This is a genomic window from Chryseobacterium camelliae, from assembly GCF_030818575.1.
In the GTDB taxonomy this organism is placed as follows: Bacteria; Bacteroidota; Bacteroidia; order Flavobacteriales; family Weeksellaceae; genus Chryseobacterium; species Chryseobacterium camelliae_A.
Genome location: NZ_JAUTAL010000001.1, coordinates 3,226,190 through 3,250,332 on the forward strand (window position 1 = coordinate 3,226,190; position 24,143 = coordinate 3,250,332).

12 protein-coding genes, 2 tRNA genes, 3 rRNA genes and 1 pseudogene are annotated in these 24,143 nt (G+C 42.4%); 10 read left to right on the top strand and 8 right to left on the bottom strand.

All coding sequences use genetic code 11. From position 1 onward, the window contains the following. Positions 1-32: 32 nt before the first annotated feature. The 3 genes from QE404_RS14760 to QE404_RS14770 all read right to left on the bottom strand — a co-directional run bounded on the left by QE404_RS14760 (position 33) and on the right by QE404_RS14770 (position 6,345). Positions 33-1,859, bottom strand: a complete 1,827-nt coding sequence (locus QE404_RS14760; protein ID WP_307451720.1) for an alkaline phosphatase — start codon at positions 1,857-1,859, stop codon at positions 33-35. A 63-nt stretch (positions 1,860-1,922) separates the two neighbouring features. Next, a complete protein-coding gene (locus tag QE404_RS14765) occupies positions 1,923-3,431 on the bottom strand; it encodes a RagB/SusD family nutrient uptake outer membrane protein (protein ID WP_307451722.1) in 1,509 nt (502 codons plus the stop codon). Positions 3,432-3,456: 25 nt separating this feature from the next. Next, positions 3,457-6,345 carry a SusC/RagA family TonB-linked outer membrane protein gene (locus tag QE404_RS14770; protein ID WP_307451724.1) on the bottom strand — a complete coding sequence of 963 codons (2,889 nt, stop codon included), beginning with the start codon at positions 6,343-6,345 and terminating at the stop codon, positions 3,457-3,459. Positions 6,346-6,747: 402 nt separating this feature from the next. Between QE404_RS14770 and QE404_RS14775 the strand changes: the two genes are divergently transcribed. The 10 genes and pseudogenes from QE404_RS14775 (at position 6,748) to QE404_RS14820 (ending at position 17,454) form a co-directional block, all read left to right on the top strand. Continuing rightward, positions 6,748-7,536 (top strand): SDR family oxidoreductase, encoded by a 789-nt coding sequence (locus QE404_RS14775; RefSeq protein ID WP_307451726.1) that lies wholly within the window; start codon positions 6,748-6,750, stop codon positions 7,534-7,536. Positions 7,537-7,618: 82 nt separating this feature from the next. After that, complete coding sequence (locus QE404_RS14780; protein ID WP_307451728.1) at positions 7,619-9,265, top strand: hypothetical protein; 1,647 nt, start codon at positions 7,619-7,621, stop codon at positions 9,263-9,265. A 147-nt stretch (positions 9,266-9,412) separates the two neighbouring features. Then, the gene (locus tag QE404_RS14785; RefSeq protein WP_307453969.1) at positions 9,413-9,835 is read left to right on the top strand and encodes an alkaline phosphatase family protein; all 423 of its coding nucleotides are present in this window, start codon (positions 9,413-9,415) and stop codon (positions 9,833-9,835) included. A gap of 13 nt (positions 9,836-9,848) precedes the next feature. Continuing rightward, positions 9,849-10,007, top strand: a pseudogene (locus QE404_RS14790) (alkaline phosphatase family protein); the annotation flags it as partial. Positions 10,008-10,154: 147 nt separating this feature from the next. Continuing rightward, a complete protein-coding gene (locus QE404_RS14795; protein ID WP_307453970.1) occupies positions 10,155-11,759 on the top strand; it encodes an alkaline phosphatase family protein in 1,605 nt (534 codons plus the stop codon). A gap of 434 nt (positions 11,760-12,193) precedes the next feature. Further along, entirely contained in the window at positions 12,194-12,769 is a 576-nt protein-coding gene (locus QE404_RS14800; RefSeq protein ID WP_307451732.1) for a hypothetical protein, read from the top strand. A gap of 132 nt (positions 12,770-12,901) precedes the next feature. Continuing rightward, positions 12,902-13,660, top strand: a complete 759-nt coding sequence (locus QE404_RS14805; RefSeq protein WP_307451734.1) for a WxL protein host-binding domain-containing protein — start codon at positions 12,902-12,904, stop codon at positions 13,658-13,660. After that, positions 13,653-16,373: a COG1470 family protein gene (locus tag QE404_RS14810; RefSeq protein ID WP_307451736.1), complete on the top strand. Its 2,721-nt coding sequence runs from the start codon at positions 13,653-13,655 to the stop codon at positions 16,371-16,373. The genes QE404_RS14805 and QE404_RS14810 overlap by 8 nt, the downstream gene beginning before the upstream one ends. 18 nt (positions 16,374-16,391) lie before the next feature. Next, entirely contained in the window at positions 16,392-16,928 is a 537-nt protein-coding gene (locus QE404_RS14815; RefSeq protein WP_307451738.1) for a hypothetical protein, read from the top strand. 7 nt (positions 16,929-16,935) lie between these two features. Beyond that, positions 16,936-17,454, top strand: coding sequence for a hypothetical protein (locus QE404_RS14820; RefSeq protein ID WP_307451740.1), 519 nt, complete (start codon positions 16,936-16,938; stop codon positions 17,452-17,454). Between the two features lie 506 nt (positions 17,455-17,960). On the opposite strand, the gene rrf is transcribed toward QE404_RS14820, so the two are convergent. From rrf to QE404_RS14845, 5 genes are all read right to left on the bottom strand, one after another. Further along, a 5S ribosomal RNA gene (gene rrf / locus QE404_RS14825) occupies positions 17,961-18,069 on the bottom strand. A gap of 160 nt (positions 18,070-18,229) precedes the next feature. Then, positions 18,230-20,981, bottom strand: a 23S ribosomal RNA gene (locus tag QE404_RS14830). A 205-nt stretch (positions 20,982-21,186) separates the two neighbouring features. Further along, positions 21,187-21,260, bottom strand: a tRNA-Ala gene (locus QE404_RS14835). Between the two features lie 98 nt (positions 21,261-21,358). Beyond that, positions 21,359-21,432, bottom strand: a tRNA-Ile gene (locus tag QE404_RS14840). A 273-nt stretch (positions 21,433-21,705) separates the two neighbouring features. Next, positions 21,706-23,222, bottom strand: a 16S ribosomal RNA gene (locus QE404_RS14845). Together the 16S, 23S and 5S rRNA genes with 2 tRNA genes alongside form the textbook arrangement of a ribosomal RNA operon. Positions 23,223-24,143: the final 921 nt, after the last annotated feature.

A 24,143-nucleotide genomic window follows, 5' to 3' on the forward strand; every position in this document is an offset into this window, starting at 1 on the left:
CTTTGGTATTTATACATAAAACGTTTGATCGTTTATTTCTGAATTCCGTATGCGGACAATATCTTGTTAAAGATTTCCGTATTTTCAAAGACACCGGTGAATTCTCCAGAATTCGGGCCATAGGCGAATACGCTTGCAGGAATTGAGGTGTGGTCATTCGTGCTGAAGTTACCGAGAACCCAGCCTTCTTTCAGGCTTCCGTCCAGAAGGGTAAGCCCTCCGGTTTCATGATCTCCGAGAACAATCACCAGGGTTTCCTCATTCTCATCAGCGAATTTAAGCGCTTTCCCAACGACAGTATCAAAGTCCAGAAGTTCGGTAACCAGCTGTTCTATATTATTGCTGTGCCCGCCTCCGTCAGTCTGGGAAGCTTCAACCATCATGAAAAACCCTTTATCATTGGATTTCAGGGTGTTTAAAGTTAGGTCAAAAGCATCCGACAGCCAGTTTCCTCTTCCATTGGTTATTCTCTGTGATGCCAGTGGGTCCATAATGACCGTTCGGTTATTGAGCTTTCCTGCTGATTTCAGGTCACGGTAAATGTCAATGTTAGCGTCTTTAAATTTCTGTTCGGTTTCCGGTGTCAATCCGCTGGTCGGTCCTCCGATCAGGATTTTTGTTTTGGAGGCAATGAAATCTTTCAGAATGGATGCTGAGCTGTTCCTGTTATCCGAATGGGCATAAAAATCTGCCGGGGTGGCATCAGTCACGTCACCGGTGGAAATCAATCCCGAAACCATTCCTTTACCGGCAATAATATCCGGGATCTGGGCTAATGCCTTTCCTGAAGCATCCACCCCTACAAATGTATTTTTTGTCTTTATCCCGGTAGCAAATGCCGTAGAACCGGGAGCCGAATCGGTGATATACGCATTATAGGAATTGGTTTTGGACAGTCCGGTGGCCTTCATATTGAATATATTCAACTTTCCTCGATTAGCCGTAAAGGCTGCATAATACTGCGGTAAAGCAGTGCCGTCCGGGATCAGCAGGATAACATTCTTTACTTTCTTCCGGATTCCGTCTGTTGCATAAGCAGGCGTATAGGGTATATAGTTTTTTGTGTTTTTATAAAAATTCTTCGGAATCGAATTCATGAATTTCTTAAGGTCAGGAATATGGTCTGTATTGATATAGTCCACGCCCATATCGATCAGGTTTACCCATGCGTTGGTAAAATCGGGAGCTCCGTAAAAACGTACCGGCTTATGTAAAGCATGTGCTTTTTCAATCGCTTTTGTGATCCGTTCCTTTTCTTCATCCCTCGGAATGCCTTTACCGCTCCATTTCACCAGATCTGTAAATGAGGCACTGAACATCCCTACCCTTTTCAGCTGGTCTGAAGTATAGGCCTGATTAAGGTCACCATCAAAATACAGATATTCCGGATAGCTTTTAAAGTTCTCCGGCTTTGGCCGGTCACCTGTAATGACAATTTTAATTTCCGGATTTCCGGTAATTTCCGGATATTTTTTCAATATGCTGACTAAGGCTGCAAGACTTGTCTGATAATCCTGTTTAATATCAATCAGCAGCTGAAGCTTTTTCTGCCCATCAGGGTAAATATTTCCTTTATTCAGTTTAATCTGTTTTGAAATATTATCCAGATAAAGGCTTTCCAGAGTTCTGTCCGGGCTAAGGTCTTTTTCCGTATGCGCTACCCACAAATGGTTTTTTACCAGGAAAACATCAGCCTCAATAGAACCGAAATGAGCATAATAGGCTTCCCAGAAAGGGATATCCTGCATATAATCATTGTGCGAATGCGCATTGGCTACACTATAGTTTACATAATTCTGCGCCTGAACCTGAGCACAGACCGCGACAGCTAATGCCGCCCAAATTTTTAATATCTTCATATTACCTCTTTAAAAACCATATCATCGCAGAATCCCGTGATGATCGGCGTATATTAATTCCAGTTACCAGCCTTCATTTTGTTTGATTATCCCTTTGCTGTTGACGATTTCCACCTGCGGAACCGCCCATACATTGTGTACCGAAGGATTAAAGTTCCTTGCCGCCCATACAACCTGTCCGTTGATGCCATGCAAAGGTTTTGCATAATTCGCCTGCGCATCTCCCCAACGTACAAGATCCCTGTGACGGTCTGCCCATTCTCCGGCCAGCTCACAGCGTCTTTCATGTTTAAGGTCAGCTAAAGTGCATCCTGTTTTCGGTGCTAAACCTGCACGGATCCTGATTCTGTTGATTTCCTGATCAGCATTCTGGCCCATCATCAGCATTGCTTCCGCTTTGATAAGGATCACCTCAGCATATCTCATAATAGGAACTGCAAGGTCCGTACACGGATAATCACCGTTGGCACTTACATGACCGCTATTCAAGGGATATTTAAAGGCATCCATATATTTATTGAACTGATAGCCGGTAAGGGAGTTGGTGGAGGCATATGTCCTTTCTGTTCCATTGAACGTAAACTTGTCCCCGATTTTCAGGATGGTGGCACTTCTCCTCAGGTCTCCCATTTCATATTCATCATAGAGTTCTTTGGTAGGCTGAAAATAGCCCCAGCCGTTGTATTGTCCCCAGCCCTTATTTTCGAGCATTACGCCAGGAAGGATACTTCCGATGGAATTGAATTTCGGAGTGCTTGGTACAGACCATATGTATTCTGAACTGTAATTATTTTCTGCTTTGAAAACATCGGTATAATTGGCAAGAAGATTCCTGTTTCCTTTGGTCATTACCTCATTAGCCCAATATGCTGCATTCTGCCAGTCTTTCATAAACAGATAGACTTTCGCCAGTAATGCCCATGCTGCCGCTTTATGTGGCCTTCCATAATCCTTTGCAGGAAGCTGTTCCTGGAAAGGCAGCAGGTCTGCAGCTTTTTTCAGGTCCTGAACAATGTAATTGTAATTTTCCATTACATTGGCTGCTCTTGGGATTGGGTTTGGATCCGGTTCTTTAGTCCGGTCTACAATAGGTACACCAGCTTTGTCGTTCCCGTAATTGTAAGCCAGTTCAAAATACATACGGCTGCTCATGAACAGGGCTTCCCCCAGATATTTGTTTTTTACTGCCGATGATGCCTGGATGTTATCCACATTCCTGATGACTCGGTTGGCCACACCGATTACAGTATATCTTTTATTCCACTGGGTCTCCAGATCACCGGCTGCAATATAATTGCTGCTGAAGTTTTTGGCATTATCCGGTTCGCTCTTCGCTCTTCCGGTTACCATATCATCGCTGGCATTGATGAACCAGAAAAGTCCTCTTCCGTAAAATTCACTGTCGGCAAGCGGCCTGTACATGGCATTGGCTCCTGTTATCAGGTCATTTTCAGTCTTCCAGAAACTGGCTTCGGTAGGCGTTCCCTCCGGCTGAACATCCAGTTCTCCCGTACATGACAACAGCATGGCAGAGATTCCGGACACTAAACATATTTTGTTAAAAAGTTTCATTTTTTTTGATTTTAATGATTAGAAATTATAATCCGACTTCCACTCCGAAAATGAACGCACGAGCCTGGGGATATCTACCCGTATCCACTCCGTAAGAATTCATCCCCACTTCAGGGTCAAAGCCTGTATATTTGGTAATGGTCAGCAGATTGTTTGTGGTCACATAAATCCTCAGCTTACTGATATCAAGCTTACTGTACAGTTCTTTCGGCAATGAATACCCGATGGTGAGGTTTTTCAGTCTCAGATACGATCCGTCTTCCACATAGAAATCAGATACTTTGGAGTAGTTGCCGCTTGGGTCTCCCTGTACCAGCCTCGGGATATTGGTATCTGTATTCTGAGGTGTCCATGCATTCAGGATATCCCTGTCCATATTGTAATTCTGTCCTGTACCGCCCGGATTCAGGGAAATAAATTTAAGTCCGTTAAATATTTTATTTCCGTACACGCCCTGCACGAACAGGTTGAGGTCAAAATTCTTCCAGGTCATGTTGTATGAAAATCCGTAAGAGAATTTAGGGTACGGACTCCCGAGATTCACGAAGTCATTGTTGTTAAGCGTTCCCGTATTCCCTTCTTTTTTAAGGAATTTAATATCTCCCGGTTTAGCATTAGGCTGGATCAGGTTCCCGTTAGCATCTTTATAATTATTGATCTCCTCCTGAGACTGGAAAATTCCGCCTGTCTTATATCCATAAAACGAATACAGAGGATCACCCACCTTTACACGTGTTGGCTTCAATACGCCTCTTACTCCGTTATCATTGATAAAAATTTCATCCACACCCGCCAATTGTTTCACCGTATTTTTTAGTTGGCTGAATACTGCCTCGATAGAATAGGTAAAATCTCCGGTATTTTTACTGTTGTAATTGATACCCAACTCGTATCCTTTATCCTGGAAAAGCCCTGCATTGATGTACTGATTGCTATAGGTAGCCGTGCTGGGAAGGCTTACATTAAAAATCTGATCTTTGGAATTTTTAATGAAGTAATCGAACTGTAAAGAAAGGCTGTTGCGAAAGAATGAGGCATCGATCCCGAAGTCGGTCTGCTCAGATTTGCCCCACTTCAGGTCCGGGTTTGGGCGTGTTGTAGCGTAATAAGCAATGTTTTGGGAAGGATCCTGTCCGAAAATCACATTGTTGTACCTTGTCATCAGAGGATTGACCGCCTGGGAAGAAATTCCCCCGAGGTTACCTAAAATACCATAACTTCCCCTGAATTTAAGGTTGGAAAGCCAGGCTAAATCTTTCATGAAGTTTTCCTTAGAGGGTACCCATGCTCCTGAAACTGCATAATAATTCGCAAACCTGTCCTGTTGGGCGACCAGTGAGGAACCGTCCCGCCTGCCCAATACGCTGACGATATATTTGCCTGCATAGTCATAATTAACCCTTGCCAGATACGATACCAATGTCTGTATGAATCTATAACTGGATACATCCCTGTTGGTATCAGCGGCATTTTGCAGGTACTGGAAGGTTTCCGCCTCGCTTCTGAAATCATATGCTTTGGCCATGAAGCCATCGTCAATGGTTTTCTGGAAGGTAAAGCCTGCAAGGAAATCGAAATTATGCCTTCCCGGAGAAAATTTATAGGTCAGGAGCTGCTCTGCCAATGCCGTAGAAGAATTATTGGACTGGTATTCCAGGCTGTTCATATCAAATATCTTCCCTACTTCAGGAACCCTGGCTGTAAAATTCTTTATATCCCCTATCTTAAAGGTCTGTGAAAAGTTGGACCGGAATTTTAAATCTTTTGCAAGAGTGACCTCTGCATACGGATTGATCAGGATTTCGTGTGTAGGATTCCTGATACTGATCCTTTTAAGATAGGCAACAGGATTGATCACATCTCCATACCCTCCAGCCACATCAACCGGTAATCCAGAAAAGGCTCCAGTAGAGGTATATACAGGGACATTCGGAGGATAATACATGGCAGCTACAATAGCTCCGGTATATCCGTTCCTGGTATCAGCTGTATTTCCGTCGGAATAATTATAATACATATTTTCCCCAAAGGTTAGCCAGTCTTTTACCTTGTGCTCGGAATTGACCCTGAAGTTATATCTTTTGGATTGGGTATTCAGCAAGATCCCTTCCAGGCTCCGGTGATTCATTCCTACGAAATACCTTGACTTGTCGCTGCCGCCACTCAAGTTCATATTATATTCCTGAATGGCTCCTGTGCGGAAGATCTCCTTCATCCAGTCTGTCCGGGTAATTCTTCCGTCCGGATAAAGATTTGGATTAAAAGCTATGGGAAGATTATTCAGCTTTCCTGCATTTTCATATGCCTGGTACATCACATCCTGAAATTCTGCTGCATTCAGGGTCTCTTTTATTCTCCAGGCCTGGTTGAGGCCGTATTTAACATCAAAATCTACGGTAAGATTGCCTTTCCTGCCTTTCTTGGTCGTGATGAGGACGACGCCTCCGGATGATCTTGCTCCGTAAATGGCTGCTGAAGCATCTTTAAGGACTGATATATCCTGGATATCATTGGGGTTAATAGATGGTGTACCGTTGAAAACGACTCCATCCACCACATACAAAGGGGTTTCCCCGTTGATTCCGCCCAGGCCACGGATATTTACCTTAGGGGTTCCGTTCGGGTCACCGCCTTCATTCACTACTGTAACCCCGGCAGCTTTCCCCTGCAGGGCTTCGCCTACTCCGGATAATGACCTGGAAGTGATTTTATCCAGCGAAGCTTCGGTAACGGCTCCTGAAACCTTCGTTTTTTTCTGGGTTCCATACCCTACAACGACTACCTCATCCAAAGATTTTTCTTTCAAACTGTCTTTTTTCTGAGCGAGGAACAACGGTGAAGCCGATAGGGCACCAATGAGCAATACCCGTCCCGTAAGATAACCTACTGAGACCGGGATCTTAAATACATTCATAAAATCCTTGATTTAACTTGATGCAAAATTAGACCAGCGTGACCGACTGATTCATTACGGTTCTGTTGTGCTTTTGTTAAGAAATTTTATCCCGACCAAAATAGTACTGTATCGTTTAAGCCACTAACACACTTTAGATCAACAGCATAGATAATCAAGATAATTATTCCGCCCAGAAGCGATAGGTTTTCAAGGTTAAATTTATTTTAAGTTTGTTACTAACCGGGGAGACAGACTAACCCGTAGAGGAAAATGATCTTGTTTCAACAGCCCACTTTTTTAAGAATGAATACATGATAGAGTTCATTTTCTTTTTTTACATTTGCTGAAATCATTTTCCGGGGCGTGCAGCTGTGTACCCATTTCCGGAAAAGCAGAAACAACTAAATCTTCAACTATTCCATGACCATCATCATTACAGGAACCTCTTCAGGAATTGGTTTCGCTTTAGCAGAATATTTCGGTAAAAAAGGCCATAAAGTATATGGACTGAGCAGAAAGCACACTGAAAGCAATTATTTCAGCTCCATCCCAACGGATGTGACAGACCTTAATGCGGTACAAAATGCAATTGCACAGATCCTGAAAGCCGAAACAAAAATAGATGTGCTCATCAACAATGCAGGAATGGGAATGGTAGGTTCTGTGGAAGATTCTGTCAAGGAGGATATTTTAAAGCTGTTTAACCTTAATTTAGTAGGTGCAGTACAGATGATGAGTGCAGTAATGCCGAATATGAGGACGTACAAATCCGGAAAGATCATCAATGTTTCCAGCATCGGAAGTGAAATGGGGCTGCCATTCCGCGGATTCTATTCCGCTTCAAAATCAGCCCTGGACAAAGTAACAGAGGCCATGCGTTATGAAGTATATCCGTGGAACATCCAGGTATGTTCGCTGCATCTGGGAGATATCAAAACGAATATTGCCGAAAACCGTGTCCGGACAAAAGTATCAGAACCTTACAAAAATATTTTTGACAAAGTGTATGCCTTAATGAATTCCCATGTAGGTGACGGTACCGATCCGCTTGAAGTTGCAGAGTATGTAAATAAGCTTTTGCACAAGAATCAATGGAAGGCTCATTATTACTTCGGGAAATTCGGACAGAAAATCGGGGTTCCTCTGAAATGGATCCTTCCTCAGGGCACCTATGAAAATCTGATGAAGAAGTATAATAAACTGGATTAGTTTCAGTTATTAAAAAACTCAATCATTATTCAATGAAAATATCTCACCCATTGGCATCCATTCACAAGACCTCTGATAACAAATGGTTTTCAGACCTTTAACCTATAATACTACCCGTACAGGCTTGAAGTTTTTCCTGACCATATTCTGCATCATTATCTGTGTCTTTGTACAGGCACAGAAGAAACAGTACTGGCTTACGGACAGTGAAACCCATGTAAAGAAGAAGGTGAAAGACTCTGCTTCTGCAGTGAAATTCCTGGATTCCCTGTCTCAGAACAGTTACTTTTTTACGAAACTGAAAGAAGTTAAAGTAAAGGGTGACAGCACAGAAATCATCTACGATAAAGGGAAAAACTTTAATGAAACCTATGTAAGCCTTTCTGACTCAATCATTGAGAAATTTCCTTCAAATAAAGAGTTTTTTACCAAAAACCTGGATTCCACCAAAAAAAGCCTCAATAAAAAATACATCGATGATGGCTTTGCTTTCAGCAGGGTAAAATCCAAATACAAAGGCCAGAAAAACGGCTACCCTCTGGTAGAACTGGACATCAGCAAGAACAATAAGCGAACGATTGACGGCTTTGTAGTGAAAGGCTACGAAAGGGTACCGAAAAGGTTCATTAAAAATCTTGAAAAAGATTTTAAAGGAAAGACCTACGATGATAAAAACTTGGTCTCCATCAATAAAAATTTCCAGAACCATCCTTTTGTCTCGTTGGAAAGGCCTCCGCAGACCCTATTTACCAAAGATTCCACTCAGATTTACCTGTTTATGGAAAAAAAGAAGACGAATACCTTTGACGGGGTAATCGGGTTCGGTAATGACAAAACTGAAAAATTCACACTCAACGGTACACTGAACGTAAACTTCAGGAATATGTTCAACGGTTTTGAAACTATTAACCTTTACTGGCAGCGGAATCCGGATAAAGGGCAGACTTTTGACCTACAGACAGATATTCCTTATCTGTTCAAATCAAATGTGGGGCTGAATATGAAGGTAAATATTTTCCGGCAGGATTCCACATTTGCCAATGTAAAGGCATTGCCGGCACTGTATTATCATATCAACAACCGCAACAGGATCGGGCTCAGGGGAACTTTTGAGACTTCCAGTATTATCGATACACTGTATGTCCAGGGAAAAGATTATAACAAACGGGGGATCGGGATCTGGTTTGAAATGACTGAACCTTCAGATGTGGACCTTTTCCTGTATAAAACGCGGCTGAACGGAGGATATGATTACCTGACCACTACATATACGAAAGACAATATCAATGCCCATCAGAATCAGTTTTATTTTTTCGGGGAGTATAATTACCATATTTCCGGGAACCATTACCTCAATATAAAAGCGGAAGGTGCGATGATGGATTCCAAGATAGAATTCTCCACCAATGAATTGTACCGCTTCGGCGGATGGAATTCCATGCGGGGTTTTAATGAGAATTCCCTTGCAGCTGATTTTTATTATTACGGTGGCCTGGAATACCGCTACCTGATAGGCAATCAGGCATTTTTTGACTTTTTTGGGCAGTATGGGCAGCTCAACAATAAATCCCTGAACCTCAAGCCCAAACTTTACAGTGTTGGGCTGGGATTCAATTTCTTTATCCCGATCGGGCTGATGAGTTTTCAGCTTTCCAACGGTAATGAGTTCGGAAATCCTTTTAAATTCAATGACATTAAAATTCACTGGGGAATCCTGAGCAGGTTTTAGACCTGCTATATACTATTGAAGTAACAAGAACAGTATCTTCTTTAATAGCAGCACCTTAGTACAGATCAGATTATTTTTAACATTAGGGTAAAACGAATAGCAGGAAAACCTGTTATCTTGCGTTTTCTTTCTATTGAATATTCAGGGATGAACAGAAGAGAATTTTTAGAAAAATCAGGTATATTAATGGCCGGCCTGGGAAGCTCCGGGATCTTACATCCTGCCATCATGAAGGCCCTCACGATTGAGCCTGCTGCGCGGTCAACTTTTTACGATGCGGAACATATTGTAATCCTCATGCAGGAAAACCGTTCTTTCGATCACGCATTCGGTACCCTGAAAGGCGTGCGGGGGTTTCTGGATCAAAGAGCTTTTAAGAAACAGGATGGATATTCCGTTTTCTTTCAGAAAGGTGATAGCGGAAAGTATGCCGCTCCCGCCCGTCTGAATTTAAGAGATACAAAATCTACGTGGATGAGCTCACTCCCCCATTCCTGGAATAACCAACAGCAAGCTTTTAATAAGGGGAAACTACGACCAGTGGCTCCAGGCAAAGGCATCCGGAAATAAAGAATACCAAAATATCCCGTTAACATTAGGATATTATAACCGGGAGGATCTCCCGTTCTACTACCAGCTGGCAGATGCCTTTACGATCTTTGACCAGTATTTCTGCTCTTCACTGACAGGGACTACACCCAACCGGCTTTTCCATTGGTCCGGAACACTGCGTGAGCAGAAGAACGGCAAAGTAAAACCGAATGTCTATAATGAAAATATCGATTATGATAAGGACCGTCAGGCCAAATGGAAAAGTTTTCCTGAAATTTTAGAGGAACAAAAAATTCCGTGGAAAGTTTACCAGAATGAGATCAGCCTGCCCAAAGGGATGTCCGGTGAGCAGGAAGCCTGGCTGGGCAATTTTACGGACAATCCCCTCGAATGGTTTTCCAGGTTCCATGTAAAATTCTCCAAAGGCTATTACCAGAATATTCCGAATATCATCGCTTACCTGAAGACAGAAGCTGAAAACAACCCGGAGCAGAAGGAAAAGTTCAATACTATGATCAGTGAACTGGAGGAAGATAAGATCAAATATCATCCGGACCGCTACGCAGATCTATCACAGGCTGAAAAAAATCTTCATGAAAAAGCATTTACCATTAATTCCGGCGATCCGGATTACTGGAATCTGGAAACAGGACAGGATAAGGACGGAAACAAACTGGTCGTCCCCAAAGGCGATGTTCTGTACCAGTTCAGAAAAGATGTCGAAACCAAACAGCTTCCTGTGGTTTCCTGGCTTATTGCACCTGAGCATTTTTCTGACCATCCGGGTTCCCCCTGGTACGGAGCATGGTATATTTCCGAAGTGCTGAATATCCTCACTCAAAATCCTGAAACCTGGAAAAAAACAATCTTCATCATCAATTATGATGAAAATGACGGTTATTTCGATCATGTCCTGCCTTTTGCACCTCCTGTAAATCCCAGCCAGCCTGTTGATATGAATGGAGCAGACGGTGTGGAATATGTGAACCGGGCACAGGAATACATGTCCACCAGGAACCTAAGAGATTATGAAAAAATAGAAGGAACAATTGGCCTAGGATACAGGGTTCCGATGATTATTGCTTCGCCCTGGACGAAAGGAGGGTTTGTAAACTCTGAGGTTTCTGACCATACTTCCGTACTGAAGTTTCTGGAGCAATTCATCCGGAAAAAATTCAATAAAGATGTTACTGCAGATCATATTAGTGACTGGAGAAGGGCTATATGCGGAGATCTGACATCGGCATTCAATTCTTCCGACACCAAGATCCCGCCAATGGAATACCTGGACCAGAAAACGTATGCCCGGACCATCAATTCTGCGAGAAATAAACCTGTCCCGGATTTGAAATGGTATCAGGAGCACGAGTTAAGCCGCAATCTACTGGACATTCAGGAACGCGGGCTGAAACCCTCTCATGCACTTCCTTACAACTATCATGTCAATCTGGAAGACCAGGCCATCAGAATGACTAATTTAAAGGAAAGAGCCGTTCCTTTGATCATCTATAACAGAAAGCAACTTGACGCTGATAATTTTTACTTTTCTTATGCATTGTATGCCGGTCAGGAATTGCTGCACCCGATGCATGCTGAACCTTATGAATATGAGGTTTTTGGCCCCAATGGTTTTTACAGATTATTTAAAGGGGAGGATAAGCCTGAGATCACGGTTTCATTGATTCACCATCCTTCAAAGAATGAAGTGGAACTGCTCATGAAAAAAGTAGGTAACACCGTTCATTCAGTTGCTATAGAAGATCTTTATGAAAAAAATAAGCATACCGTTTCTATGAAGCAAAATGAAGAGTATATCTCATTCAACCTTCGTAAAACTAAAAGCTGGTATGATCTGAGGGTTTGCTCAGGAAATACGGTCTGGCAGTTTGCAGGACGCCTTGAAACCGGAAAACCATCGGTATCTGACCCGCACTGGCTGTAACATCATTTAAGATTATATTTCTAAATCTTGCACTGAATAGTGTAAGATTTTCTTATTTTATCTAATCACCCACCTTAATAATTCTTGTTTTACTTCTAATAGAGTGATGAATTATTTCATTATTGTACAATATAGTTTATAAAAAAAATAAATCAAAATAAATATTAATATTAATAAAATACACAATTGTATATATTTTCAAATTAATAATAAATATAAATATTTATTAATTTAAAAAATACTGGCTACAAAAAAAATAATCTTTAAAGCTAATATTTATTCTTTACCATGGTTTAAACACCAATAGGAATAAATATCTTACTAAAAATAACAACAGTTTAAAAAAAGATAAAAATAACCTAAAATTATCTTTACTAAAATATTCATATTGTTATTTTTTTATTAACTTTACGGTGAATTAAACACCAAATTGTATGAGAATCACCAAATTTTCTTTGGGGCTGTCTTTAATTTTTGTGGCAGTTTCCCTCGCCAATGCCCAGGATACCAACACTGATACGCACACCGTTGGAATTACTATTCCTGAAGTTGCACTAGTAGACATTGAGCCTGCTGCCACCAAAAACATTACTTTGGGCTTCACTGCCCCTACTGAAGCAGGATTACCGATTACGCCCACCGGAAGCAATAATACCTTATGGCTTAACTACTCCTCTATTAAATCGGCTACGGATGCCACGCGTAATGTATCAGTTCGCCTTAATGCCCTTATTCCCGGGATTGATATCAGGGTAACCGCTGCCGCCGCTACCGGAGCCGGAGGCGGAACATTAGGAACGTCTGCCGGACAGATTACTCTGAGTGCAGCAGACCAGACCATCATTTCCGGAATCGGAAGTGCGTATACAGGTGACGGGGCCAATAACGGGCATAATCTTACTTATGCCTTAGCTCCGGGAAGCGGAACCGGCACAGTAGCTTCCTATGCAGACCTGGAATCCACCACAACTGCAGTAGCCACAGTAACGTATACGATTTCAGACAACTGATTTCCGTAATGACACCATAATTTACTCCGGAAGAAAGCATTTGCTTTGCTTCTCATTCTTCTTATCATTCATTCTAAACTTTACATTAAAATGTTAAAGCATATATTCTTTTGGCTCAGCATATTCTCACCTATGTTTTTATTAAAAGCCAATATTGTTATTCTCAATGGACTTACCCATCATTATACCGTAGAAAAAAGCCAGGTATACAAAGGCAAGATTGCTATTGAAAATACGTCTGTAACTCCCCAGAATGTCAAGCTGTTTCTTCAGGATTTTACTTATTCTGCAGACGGTTCGATCAGCTATACTGCACCGAACAGCTATCAGAGAACCAATGCAGCCTGGATCCATTTGAACACCAATTATGTAACTCTGAAGGGCAAGGAAAAAACTGAAGTCTATTATGAGATTAGTGTCCCGGATTCAGCAGATGATGACGGCAGCTACTGGAGTGTAATTATGGTGGAACCGGTAGATGATCCCATACCGGGCCAGAACGAGGCCGGAATCAGTATTTCATCGGTAGTACGCTATGCCATACAGGTGATTACGGATCACCGCCCTGAAAATGCAAAGCAAGAACTTAGATTTGAAGGAGTAAAAGTTGAGAAAGAAAATGGGAAATCCATTATCATGGTTGCCATTGCCAATAAAGGTAACCTTTACTGCAAACCTACAGTATCCATTGAAATGTACCATAAAACCAACGGCGATAAGGCAGGACAATTTTCCACTTTACCCATGGGATTACTTCCACAGACCTCAAAATCGTTTTACATTGATGCAGGTAAATTACCTCCGGATCGATACAGCGCTGTTTTATTGGCTACAGATGAAAACGAAAATGCATTTGCCTTGAATGTGGAACTAGATATCAAGAATGATTAAATCTTGGATCCCATATACAATATTTTTATTTCCGGTACTTTCTTTTTCCCAATCATCCGGAGGGATGTTTGCCGCAAAAGATAGTTTGGTACCCGGGAGCTCTACTTCCGTATCGTTTATGATAGAAAACAAAAGTGACCTTAAAAAAAACTTCATTGTAAAGGCAGAGTCATCCAGCCCGCATATTATTCCCATCCTGAAAGAAAACCATGTTACAATTTCACCCCACAGCAGTAGCGTATATCTGGTGCCATTACGCATCGCCGGAGACACCCTGCAAGGAATATACAGCATTATTATACAGGGTTTCCGTGAAGCCAGTGATGAAAGCTTTATTAAAAAGCGGGATATTATAGTTTCCGGAAAGAGCAGTTTAGCCTTTAGCGTTCTCGATGCTCCGGAATTTGTAAAAGCAGGAGAGACCATAACAGCTTCTTTCCTTCTTAAAAATACAGGTAATATGGAAGAACAAATTATTGTTAAAAGTAAAAATGCAGTGACAGATACGGAAGCATTCATAATACTTTCACCCGGGGATTCAAAAATTATACATATTAAGAAGCTGACCAAGGCTGACCTTAAGAAAAATGAGTTTCTAAACCTTGACCTGTCGGTCTATCCGAAAGGAGCTCCTAAGCAGATCCAGACTTTATATGCAACCACACAGCTGATTGCCATCCAGCCGGCAGAAGAGGATATTTATCACAGGTTTCCTGTTTCTTTATCCGGTGCATTTGTAAGTATGAGAAATAAGGGAGACCTTGAAAGTGGTTTTCAGGGAGAAATCTACGGTAAAGGCAGCTTTGATAAAGATGGCAAAGACATTCTTGAGTTTCGTGGAATTTCAAAAAACCCTGTTGAATTCAATTCTTTTACTCCTTATGAAGAATATTTCATCAACTATAAACGGGATAATCTCCTGGTGCATTTGGGTGACAAAACCTATTCCTCTTCCTATCTTACTGAATTTGCCCGGTATGGCCGAGGTGCAGAAGTCAGATTTGATTTTAATAAGATAAGCTTGGGAGGCTTTTATAATCATCCGAGATTTTTCAGGGATATTAAAGAAGAACTTAATGTATATTCCCGGATTCTCATCGGCAAAGAGTCTGAGATTGCCGCTGGCTATCTTTATAAAATCCCCAGAAAAGATGCTGATGTCATCAGCATGAATAATGTGATCCTAACTTCCGAATCCCATCTACCCTATCTAATCGGAAAATTTAAACTTTCGCCTCAGTTTACATTTTCCAATGAACTTTCTTACAGCAGGAGTGGAAATACTGACGGCACCGCCTATCTTTTACAGGTACAGGCTAATTTTACAAAATTTACCGGTAATGCCCTATATATGAAGGCAAGTCCTTACTTTGCCGGATATTTTAACAATACGAGTACGTTTAACGGTAATGTGCAATATAAACTGTCGGAGAAGCTGAACATATTTGCCAATTATGTACAGGATGCAAGAAATTTTCAAAGAGATACGCTATTTCTTGCCGCGCCTTACAGGAAATTCCTGCAATATGGCATACAGTATCAGTATTTGAAAAACGGATCTTTAAGGCTTTCCAATGGCTTTCAACGGTATGAAGACCGTCTTGAACCCAGAGAGTTTGATTATGCTGAACAATTCCTGCGCGTAGGTATTGACCAGCAGCTGGGTATGTTCCAGGTCAGTTTGGAGGGACAGTTTGGGAAGACGAAAAACTTTCTTACCGGATTTACCGGAAGCTCCAGTTTTTATACCGCCAATATCAGCTTTGAAAAATTTAAAACCTCTTTTAATCTTTATGGCAGTTACTCATTAGCATCAAGGTACCAGTACAGGAATCAGGAACAGGTATATTATGGAGCACGGATCATGAGCCGTTTCTCCGAAAAAACATATTTCAGCCTGTTTTACCAGAATAATTATCTTCCGGAGGAATATTTCAGGGACAGAAATCTGTTTGAAGTTCTTTGCCATCAGCAAATTTTTTCCGGGCATGATCTGGATGTTTCCGGACGTTACACTTTACAACGGGGTGAACTCGGGCATAAGGACTTTATTCTTTCCGCACGCTATACTATACGGATGAACATTCCTGTCCGGAAAATTGCTGAGTATGTAACGCTTCATGGAAACATCCGGAACCTGGGAGTAAAAAACATACACGGTATCCGGTTGCTGCTGGGCGGGCATCTGACCATAACGGATAAAAACGGAGATTTTATATTCAGGAATATTGTCCCCGGAGATTACCTTCTGTCTATAGACCGATCTACAACTGCAATGCAGGATATTCCTGACGTCAGCTTTCCGGCATCGCTTCATCTTGTCAATAAAGAAAATATATATAATTTCGGGCTTGTGTCTGCCGCAGAAATCCGTGGTGAGGTTGTATTCAGAGAACATGAGGTGAGTTTTGCCCATATCCCGGCCAACAAATTAAATAAAAAGAAAACAGGAAGTATTATTATAGAAGCTTCCAACGGTGAACAATCATACAGGAAAGTAGTTCTACTGGGAGAACGTTTTGATTTCACTTATCTGCGGCCCGGCGAATGGAATATTAAAGTATATCGAAATGGCCTGGACAAACGCTTTAAAATAACATCGGAGAGTTTTAAAGTCAATTTGAAATCATCGGAAATAAAAGCTCTCAGGATTGATGTTTTCAGGCAGCAGCCTGAAATAAAGTATCAGCAGGAAAATATTAAAGTAGGATAATCAAACAAAGAATCGCCTATGAAAAATATGATACGCTTACTGATATTGCTCCTTCCATTCTTTTATACCGAATGCTATTCTCAATCTACAGGAAACAGGACTGTTAGTGTAACACTTCCTGTTGTTACTTTGTTAGATGTTGAACCCACAGGAAATATCAGTATGAGTTTTACGGCTCCTGCAGATGCCGGCAGACCAATTATATCCCCAACGATCAATACAACTAAATGGATCAATTATACTTCTGCAATTGTTTCCGGAGGTGTAAGCAGGCATGTAACGGCTTCCGTCAATCAGACGATTCCGGGAGTTAATATCAGACTACAGGCAGCTGCAGCTTCCGGCACAGGCGGAGGCGCATTAGGAACACCCTCAGCCCAGGTAACGCTTGGTACTACACCAATTACTATTATCAGTGGGATTGGAGGAGCATTTACGGGAAACGGAGCCAATAATGGCCACCGCATAAGCATTGCACTGGTCACAAGTAATTATGCCAATCTTTCAGCCATTACTGCTGTTCCTGTGACCATCACTTATACAATCAGCGAATGAAATACTTATGAAACTTAAAAAAGAACGCAATACTACTATGCACTTTTTTTCAATGCTTCTGCTGCTAGGGATCCATATGATCAATGCGCAGCAGATGACTATAGCGGTTAGCGGCAATAACTGGGCTCCTGCGATACCCGCTATCACGGAAGCCGGGAATAACTATTCGGGAACTTATGAAAGTGCAGCGAACCAGATTTTATTATCGGTAAGTGTTCCTCTGCTATTGGGAAGCGGAAAAGTCTCAGTGCATTACGAAGCCAATCCCACGTGGAATAATTCACTCATACTACGCACACGGAGAACGGGAGACGGGACAACCACTTGTGTTTTATGTACCATTTCCGGTGGAACGACATATCAGAATATTACCCTTACCAGTACAGAATTATTCAGGGTCCAGGCAGTACTTTCATTGGCGTCTTACTCAAATATTCCTATACAGCTTGAACTGGCCGGTGTTTCTGTAACTATACCCGCTGCAACTTATCAAGGTAGGGTTGTTTTTACTATTGGTGCGCTTTGAGGAGTTTTCTTTAAAGGCTTTAGGGTTGTAGTGAGATAGAGTTTGAGAGTCGGAGAGTTTTAGGGTCTTAGAGTAATGAGTAATAAGTAATAAGTAATGGGTAATTAAGTATAGTGGGTGATTGTAGGATGTAGAAGAGGATTTTACTTACATCTTTCTATTTATTATTTATCTTTCTTAAATCTTTCTCCTCAATTCAGGAAGTACAGGCATCAATATCTATTTCTCCTGGATCCGGTAACTATTATCTAACCTTCTCTTTAGATCATAGGGTAGAGTCCTGGTTCTTGATTCTTGTATCTTGGTTCTTGGCTCTTGATTCTTGCATTTTAAGTCTGCTGTCTGTTGTCTAGCATCTGATATCTGAAGTCTATTATCCTTCATATGCCTCTTGGCTCTTGTGTCTAATGTCTTGGCTCCTGATTCTTGTGTCTTGATTCTTTTGTCCTCCCTGACTTCAGGGCACAAAAAAACCTCACACATTGCTGTATGAGGTTGATTAAAAAAACTGGCGGCGACCTACTCTCCCGCTTGTCGCAGTACCATCGGCGCTGGTGGGCTTAACTTCTGTGTTCGGAATGGGAACAGGTGAGCCCCACCGCTAAAACCACCCTAAAGGTCGTATATAGCTGTAGGCAGTAGGCTATAAGCATAAGGCTTACAGCATAAAGCATACTGCTTTTTATCGGTAAATTTCATCACAAAGGCAAAACCAGTAGCGCACTTATAAGGCTTGGCTTACAGCATAATGCTTTAAGCTTAATGCAACCTTATAGGCTATAAATCTACGGGTAATTAGTACTACTCGGCTATGCTGTTACCAACTTTACACCTGTAGCCTATCAACGTGGTCATCTCCCACGACCCTTAAAAGATGTCTCATCTTGAGGCGAGTTTCACACTTATATGCTTTCAGTGTTTATCTCTTCCAAACATAGCTACTCAGCGGTGCACCTGGCGGTACAACTGATACACCAGAGGTTTGTTCAATTCGGTCCTCTCGTACTAGAATCAAGCCCTCTCAAACATCTAACGCCCGCAATAGATAGAGACCGAACTGTCTCACGACGTTCTGAACCCAGCTCGCGTGCCACTTTAATGGGCGAACAGCCCAACCCTTGGGACCTTCTCCAGCCCCAGGATGTGACGAGCCGACATCGAGGTGCCGAACCTCCCCGTCGATGTGAGCTCTTGGGGGAGACTAGCCTGTTATCCCCGGAGTACCTTTTATCCTATGAGCGATGGCCCTTCCATACGGAACCACCGGATCACTATGTCCTGCTTTCGCACCTGATCGACTTGTTGGTCTCACAGTCAAGCACCCTTATGCCATTACACTCTACGCACGGTTACCAAGCGTGCTGAGGGTACCTTTGAAAGCCTCCGTTACTCTTTTGGAGGCGACCACCCCAGTCAAACTACCCACCACGCAATGTCCTTCTGAAAGAAGTTAGGCTCCAAGTAAGTAAAGGGTGGTATTTCAACGTTGGCTCCACAAACACTAGCGTGCCTGCTTCAAAGCCTCCCACCTATCCTACACATTACTTACTCAAAGTCAATACGAAGTTATAGTAAAGGTTCACAGGGTCTTTTCGTCCCATTGCGGGTAATCGGCATCTTCACCGATACTACAATTTCACCGAGCTCGTGGCTGAGACAGTGCCCAGATCGTTACACCATTCGTGCAGGTCGGAACTTACCCGACAAGGAATTTCGCTACCTTAGGACCGTTATAGTTACGGCCGCCGTTTACTGGGGCTTCAGTCAAACGCTTCGCTTACGCTAACGCCCTTCCTTAACCTTCCAGCACCGGGCAGGTGTCAGACCCTATACAGCATCTTTCGATTTAGCAGAGTCCTGTGTTTTTGATAAACAGTCGCCTGGGCCTCTTCACTGCGGCCAACATTGCTGTTGGCGTCTCTTCTTCCGAAGTTACGAGACTATTTTGCCTAGTTCCTTAGCCACGACTCACTCGAGCACCTTAGGATTCTCTCCTCGACCACCTGTGTCGGTTTTGGTACGGGTTGCTTCACTTCGGCTTTTCTTGGATCCAAGTTCACTACAGCAGCTTCGCCCGAAGGCTAGGCCTTGACTATTCCGTCAGTCTCCAGTAGCTACATTGAACCGTCCCCTTTTTAGTGTGAGCAAGTATGGGAATATTAACCCATTGTCCATCCACTACCCCTTTCGGGTTCGCGTTAGGTCCCGACTAACCCTCAGCTGATTAGCATGGCTGAGGAAACCTTAGTCTTTCGGTGAGGGGGTTTCTCGCCCCCTTTATCGTTACTTATGCCTACATTTTCTTTTCTATAAGCTCCACAATACCTCACGATACTGCTTCGGCGCCGATAGAATGCTCTCCTACCGATTAATTTAATTAATCCCATAGCTTCGGTAATATGCTTATGCCCGATTATTATCCATGCCGGACCGCTCGACTAGTGAGCTGTTACGCACTCTTTAAATGAATGGCTGCTTCCAAGCCAACATCCTAGCTGTCAATGCAGTCCAACCGCGTTGTTTCAACTTAGCATATATTTAGGGACCTTAGCTGTTGGTCTGGGTTCTTTCCCTTTCGGACATGGACCTTAGCACCCATGCCCTCACTGCCGTAGAACATTTATTAGCATTCGGAGTTTGTCAGGAATTGGTAGGCGATGAAACCCCCGCATCCAATCAGTAGCTCTACCTCTAATAAACTTATATACGACGCTGCACCTAAATGCATTTCGGAGAGTACGAGCTATCTCCCAGTTTGATTGGCCTTTCACCCCTACCCACAGGTCATCCGAAGACTTTTCAACGTCAACCGGTTCGGTCCTCCACTCTGTGTTACCAGAGCTTCAACCTGCCCATGGGTAGATCACAAGGTTTCGCGTCTAATCCTACTAACTATGCGCCCTATTCAGACTCGCTTTCGCTCCGGCTCCGGACCTTAAGTCCTTAACCTCGCTAGTAAAATTAACTCGTAGGCTCATTATGCAAAAGGCACGCCGTCACAGAATTAATCTGCTCCGACCGCTTGTAGGCGTACGGTTTCAGGTTCTATTTCACCCTTCTATTCGAAGTGCTTTTCACCTTTCCTTCACAGTACTTGTTCACTATCGGTCTTTCAGGAGTATTTAGCCTTGGAGGATGGTCCCCCCATATTCAGACAGGATTTCACGTGTCCCGCCATACTCATTTATCACTTATGTATGCCTTTCATATACGGGGCTATCACCCTCTATGGCTGTTCTTTCCAGAACATTCTATTAAACATATAAAAGCTTTTGGGCTAATCCGCTTTCGCTCGCCACTACTTACGGAATCTCTTCGATTTCTTTTCCTCCGGGTACTTAGATGTTTCAGTTCTCCGGGTTTGCTCCTCCTAAGAGGTGACATGTCTTCAACATGCCGGGTTGCCCCATTCGGACATCTCGGGATCAATTCGTGTGTGCCAATCCCCCGAGCTTTTCGCAGCTTACCACGTCCTTCTTCGCCTCTGAAAGCCTAGGCATCCGCCATACGCCCTTAACGATTTCTTTCCTATTTTTAGGTTACTCAAGCACTTATAAGTGCTCGGTTTTCTCTTTGTGATGTCTTTACCGTTAATGTCAATGATCTTTTTGCTTGTAATTAAGTAATCAAGTAATATGTATTAATGACGGCTCCGTCATTATGTAGAATACACATATCCTTTTATTACCCGCTTACATTATACTCTTGTACTCACGTACTTCGTATAATCCGTGGAGAATAAGGGAGTCGAACCCTTGACCTCCTGCGTGCAAGGCAGGCGCTCTAGCCAGCTGAGCTAATTCCCCTCTAGTAGAAATTTTAAATTCTAGATTATAAATTTTAAATCAAACTTGCGTTATATTCTAAAATCTATAATTTATAATCTATAATTCCCTATAATTAGTAGTCTCGGGCAGGCTCGAACTGCCGACCTCTACATTATCAGTGTAGCGCTCTAACCAGCTGAGCTACGAGACTCTGTTATGAGTGATGATTGATCAGTAATAATTGATATTTTCATACCGCATTACCTTCTTTCATTTCTCAATCTCTTTCCCGTTACTAATTTCTAGTGGGTTTATATTTTATATAATAGGTAATTGATGGCTGATTAGTGATGTTTTCATCACTCATCGATTATCATTCATCTATTATATATAGCAACCAATAAAAAAACTAAAGCTTGAACTTTAAGTAAGTTCTTGTGTCATTAAGACACTAATTTTGTTTATCGTCCCGAAAGACGCTCTAAAATGAGATGTTCCAGCCGCACCTTCCGGTACGGCTACCTTGTTACGACTTAGCCCTAGTTACCTGTTTTACCCTAGGCAGCTCCTTTTACGGTCACCGACTTCAGGTACCCCAGACTTCCATGGCTTGACGGGCGGTGTGTACAAGGCCCGGGAACGTATTCACCGCGCCATGGCTGATGCGCGATTACTAGCGATTCCAGCTTCATAGAGTCGAGTTGCAGACTCCAATCCGAACTGAGACAGGCTTTCGAGATTCGCATCACATCGCTGTGTAGCTGCCCTCTGTACCTGCCATTGTATTACGTGTGTGGCCCAAGGCGTAAGGGCCGTGATGATTTGACGTCATCCCCACCTTCCTCTCTACTTGCGTAGGCAGTCTTACTAGAGTCCTCAACTTAATGGTAGCAACTAGTAACAGGGGTTGCGCTCGTTGCAGGACTTAACCTAACACCTCACGGCACGAGCTGACGACAACCATGCAGCACCTTGAAAATTGCCCGAAGGAAGGTCTATTTCTAAACCGATCAATTCCCATTTAAGCCTTGGTAAGGTTCCTCGCGTATCATCGAATTAAACCACATAATCCACCGCTTGTGCGGGCCCCCGTCAATTCCTTTGAGTTTCATTCTTGCGAACGTACTCCCCAGGTGGCTAACTTATCACTTTCGCTTAGTCTCTGAATCCGAAAACCCAAAAACGAGTTAGCATCGTTTACGGCGTGGACTACCAGGGTATCTAATCCTGTTCGCTCCCCACGCTTTCGTCCATCAGCGTCAGTTAAGACATAGTGACCTGCCTTCGCAATTGGTGTTCTAAGTAATATCTATGCATTTCACCGCTACACTACTTATTCCAGCCACTTCTACCTTACTCAAGACATGCAGTATCAATGGCAGTTTCACAGTTAAGCTGTGAGATTTCACCACTGACTTACACATCCGCCTACGGACCCTTTAAACCCAATAAATCCGGATAACGCTTGCACCCTCCGTATTACCGCGGCTGCTGGCACGGAGTTAGCCGGTGCTTATTCGTACAGTACCTTCAGCTACTCTCACGAGAGTAGGTTTATCCCTGTACAAAAGAAGTTTACAACCCATAGGGCCGTCGTCCTTCACGCGGGATGGCTGGATCAGGCGCTAACCCATTGTCCAATATTCCTCACTGCTGCCTCCCGTAGGAGTCTGGTCCGTGTCTCAGTACCAGTGTGGGGGATCACCCTCTCAGGCCCCCTAAAGATCATCGACTTGGTGAGCCGTTACCTCACCAACTATCTAATCTTGCGCGTGCCCATCTCTATCCACCGGAGTTTTCAATATCAATCCATGCGAATCAATATATTATGGGGTATTAATCTCCCTTTCGAAAGGCTATCCCCCAGATAAAGGCAGGTTGCACACGTGTTCCGCACCCGTACGCCGCTCTCTCTGTCCCGAAAGACAAATACCGCTCGGCTTGCATGTGTTAGGCCTCCCGCTAGCGTTCATCCTGAGCCAGGATCAAACTCTCCATTGTATGTTTGTCTTGACTCACTCAAAGTTTTTTAACGCTTTAGTTTTTTCCTTACTTGGTTGTTATATTGTATGTCAATGATCTTCATTTCTTCCGCTTTATACAAAACTACTTCTTTCTGTCAGTGTTTCATTCCGTATTTGCGAGTGCAAAAGTAAAACTTTATTTTTTAATGACCAAATGTTTTGAAAGAAATTTTAAAGTTTTTTTCTTAACCTTAACCCTCTCTTAACTCTCTATCAACCTACTCCTGCGCTCCCCGCAATTGGGGACTGCAAAGATACAAAACTTTTTATTCCTCACAACTTTTTTCTGAAAAAGTTTTTAAAGTATAATCCGTTATACATGTACCTCTTTAAAGTAGTTCTAATAAAATAATACCGCTTATCTAAAAGCTCTTCTGCGCTACTGATCTACTCTCGTTTTCAGTGGGGCAAAGATAGAAACTACCAACCACATCTTCCAAATTTATTTAACATAAAGTTCATATTTATTTTACACTGTGGGAAAATAGAGCCCATAGAACACTGGAATACCATTACTTACAAAGAATAACATACTTATCCACATTGAGGCACTACACAGATGATGAGTAATGAGTAATGAGTAATGAGTAATGAGTAATGAGTAATGAGTAATGAGTAATGAAAGATAAGTGATAAGCGATGAGTGATGATTGATGAGTAATTCTTTGTTTATATATTCTTAACTAAAGAAGAGGATTGTAAGCCGGGCATCAGATGCAAGATATCATATATTGAGCATAAAGTACCTGGAAAATAGTTATAACATAATTCATAATTCATAATTCATAATTCATAATTCATAATTCATAATTCATAATTCATAATTCATAACTTATAACTAACTATTTACTACTCATTTTGCTTACATCCCTCCAACTCTCCAACCCTCCCCTCTTCC

Excerpts from the sequence above, each read along its gene's own strand:
- QE404_RS14760 (WP_307451720.1), bottom strand. The coding sequence starts at position 1,859 with ATGAAGATATTAAAAATTTGGGCGGCATTAGCTGTCGCGGTCTGTGCT.
- QE404_RS14765 (WP_307451722.1), bottom strand. The coding sequence starts at position 3,431 with ATGAAACTTTTTAACAAAATATGTTTAGTGTCCGGAATCTCTGCCATG.
- QE404_RS14770 (WP_307451724.1), bottom strand. The coding sequence starts at position 6,345 with ATGAATGTATTTAAGATCCCGGTCTCAGTAGGTTATCTTACGGGACGG.
- QE404_RS14775 (WP_307451726.1), top strand. The coding sequence starts at position 6,748 with ATGACCATCATCATTACAGGAACCTCTTCAGGAATTGGTTTCGCTTTA.
- QE404_RS14780 (WP_307451728.1), top strand. The coding sequence starts at position 7,619 with ATGGTTTTCAGACCTTTAACCTATAATACTACCCGTACAGGCTTGAAG.
- QE404_RS14785 (WP_307453969.1), top strand. The coding sequence starts at position 9,413 with ATGAACAGAAGAGAATTTTTAGAAAAATCAGGTATATTAATGGCCGGC.
- QE404_RS14795 (WP_307453970.1), top strand. The coding sequence starts at position 10,155 with ATGTCCGGTGAGCAGGAAGCCTGGCTGGGCAATTTTACGGACAATCCC.
- QE404_RS14800 (WP_307451732.1), top strand. The coding sequence starts at position 12,194 with ATGAGAATCACCAAATTTTCTTTGGGGCTGTCTTTAATTTTTGTGGCA.
- QE404_RS14805 (WP_307451734.1), top strand. The coding sequence starts at position 12,902 with ATGTTTTTATTAAAAGCCAATATTGTTATTCTCAATGGACTTACCCAT.
- QE404_RS14810 (WP_307451736.1), top strand. The coding sequence starts at position 13,653 with ATGATTAAATCTTGGATCCCATATACAATATTTTTATTTCCGGTACTT.
- QE404_RS14815 (WP_307451738.1), top strand. The coding sequence starts at position 16,392 with ATGAAAAATATGATACGCTTACTGATATTGCTCCTTCCATTCTTTTAT.
- QE404_RS14820 (WP_307451740.1), top strand. The coding sequence starts at position 16,936 with ATGAAACTTAAAAAAGAACGCAATACTACTATGCACTTTTTTTCAATG.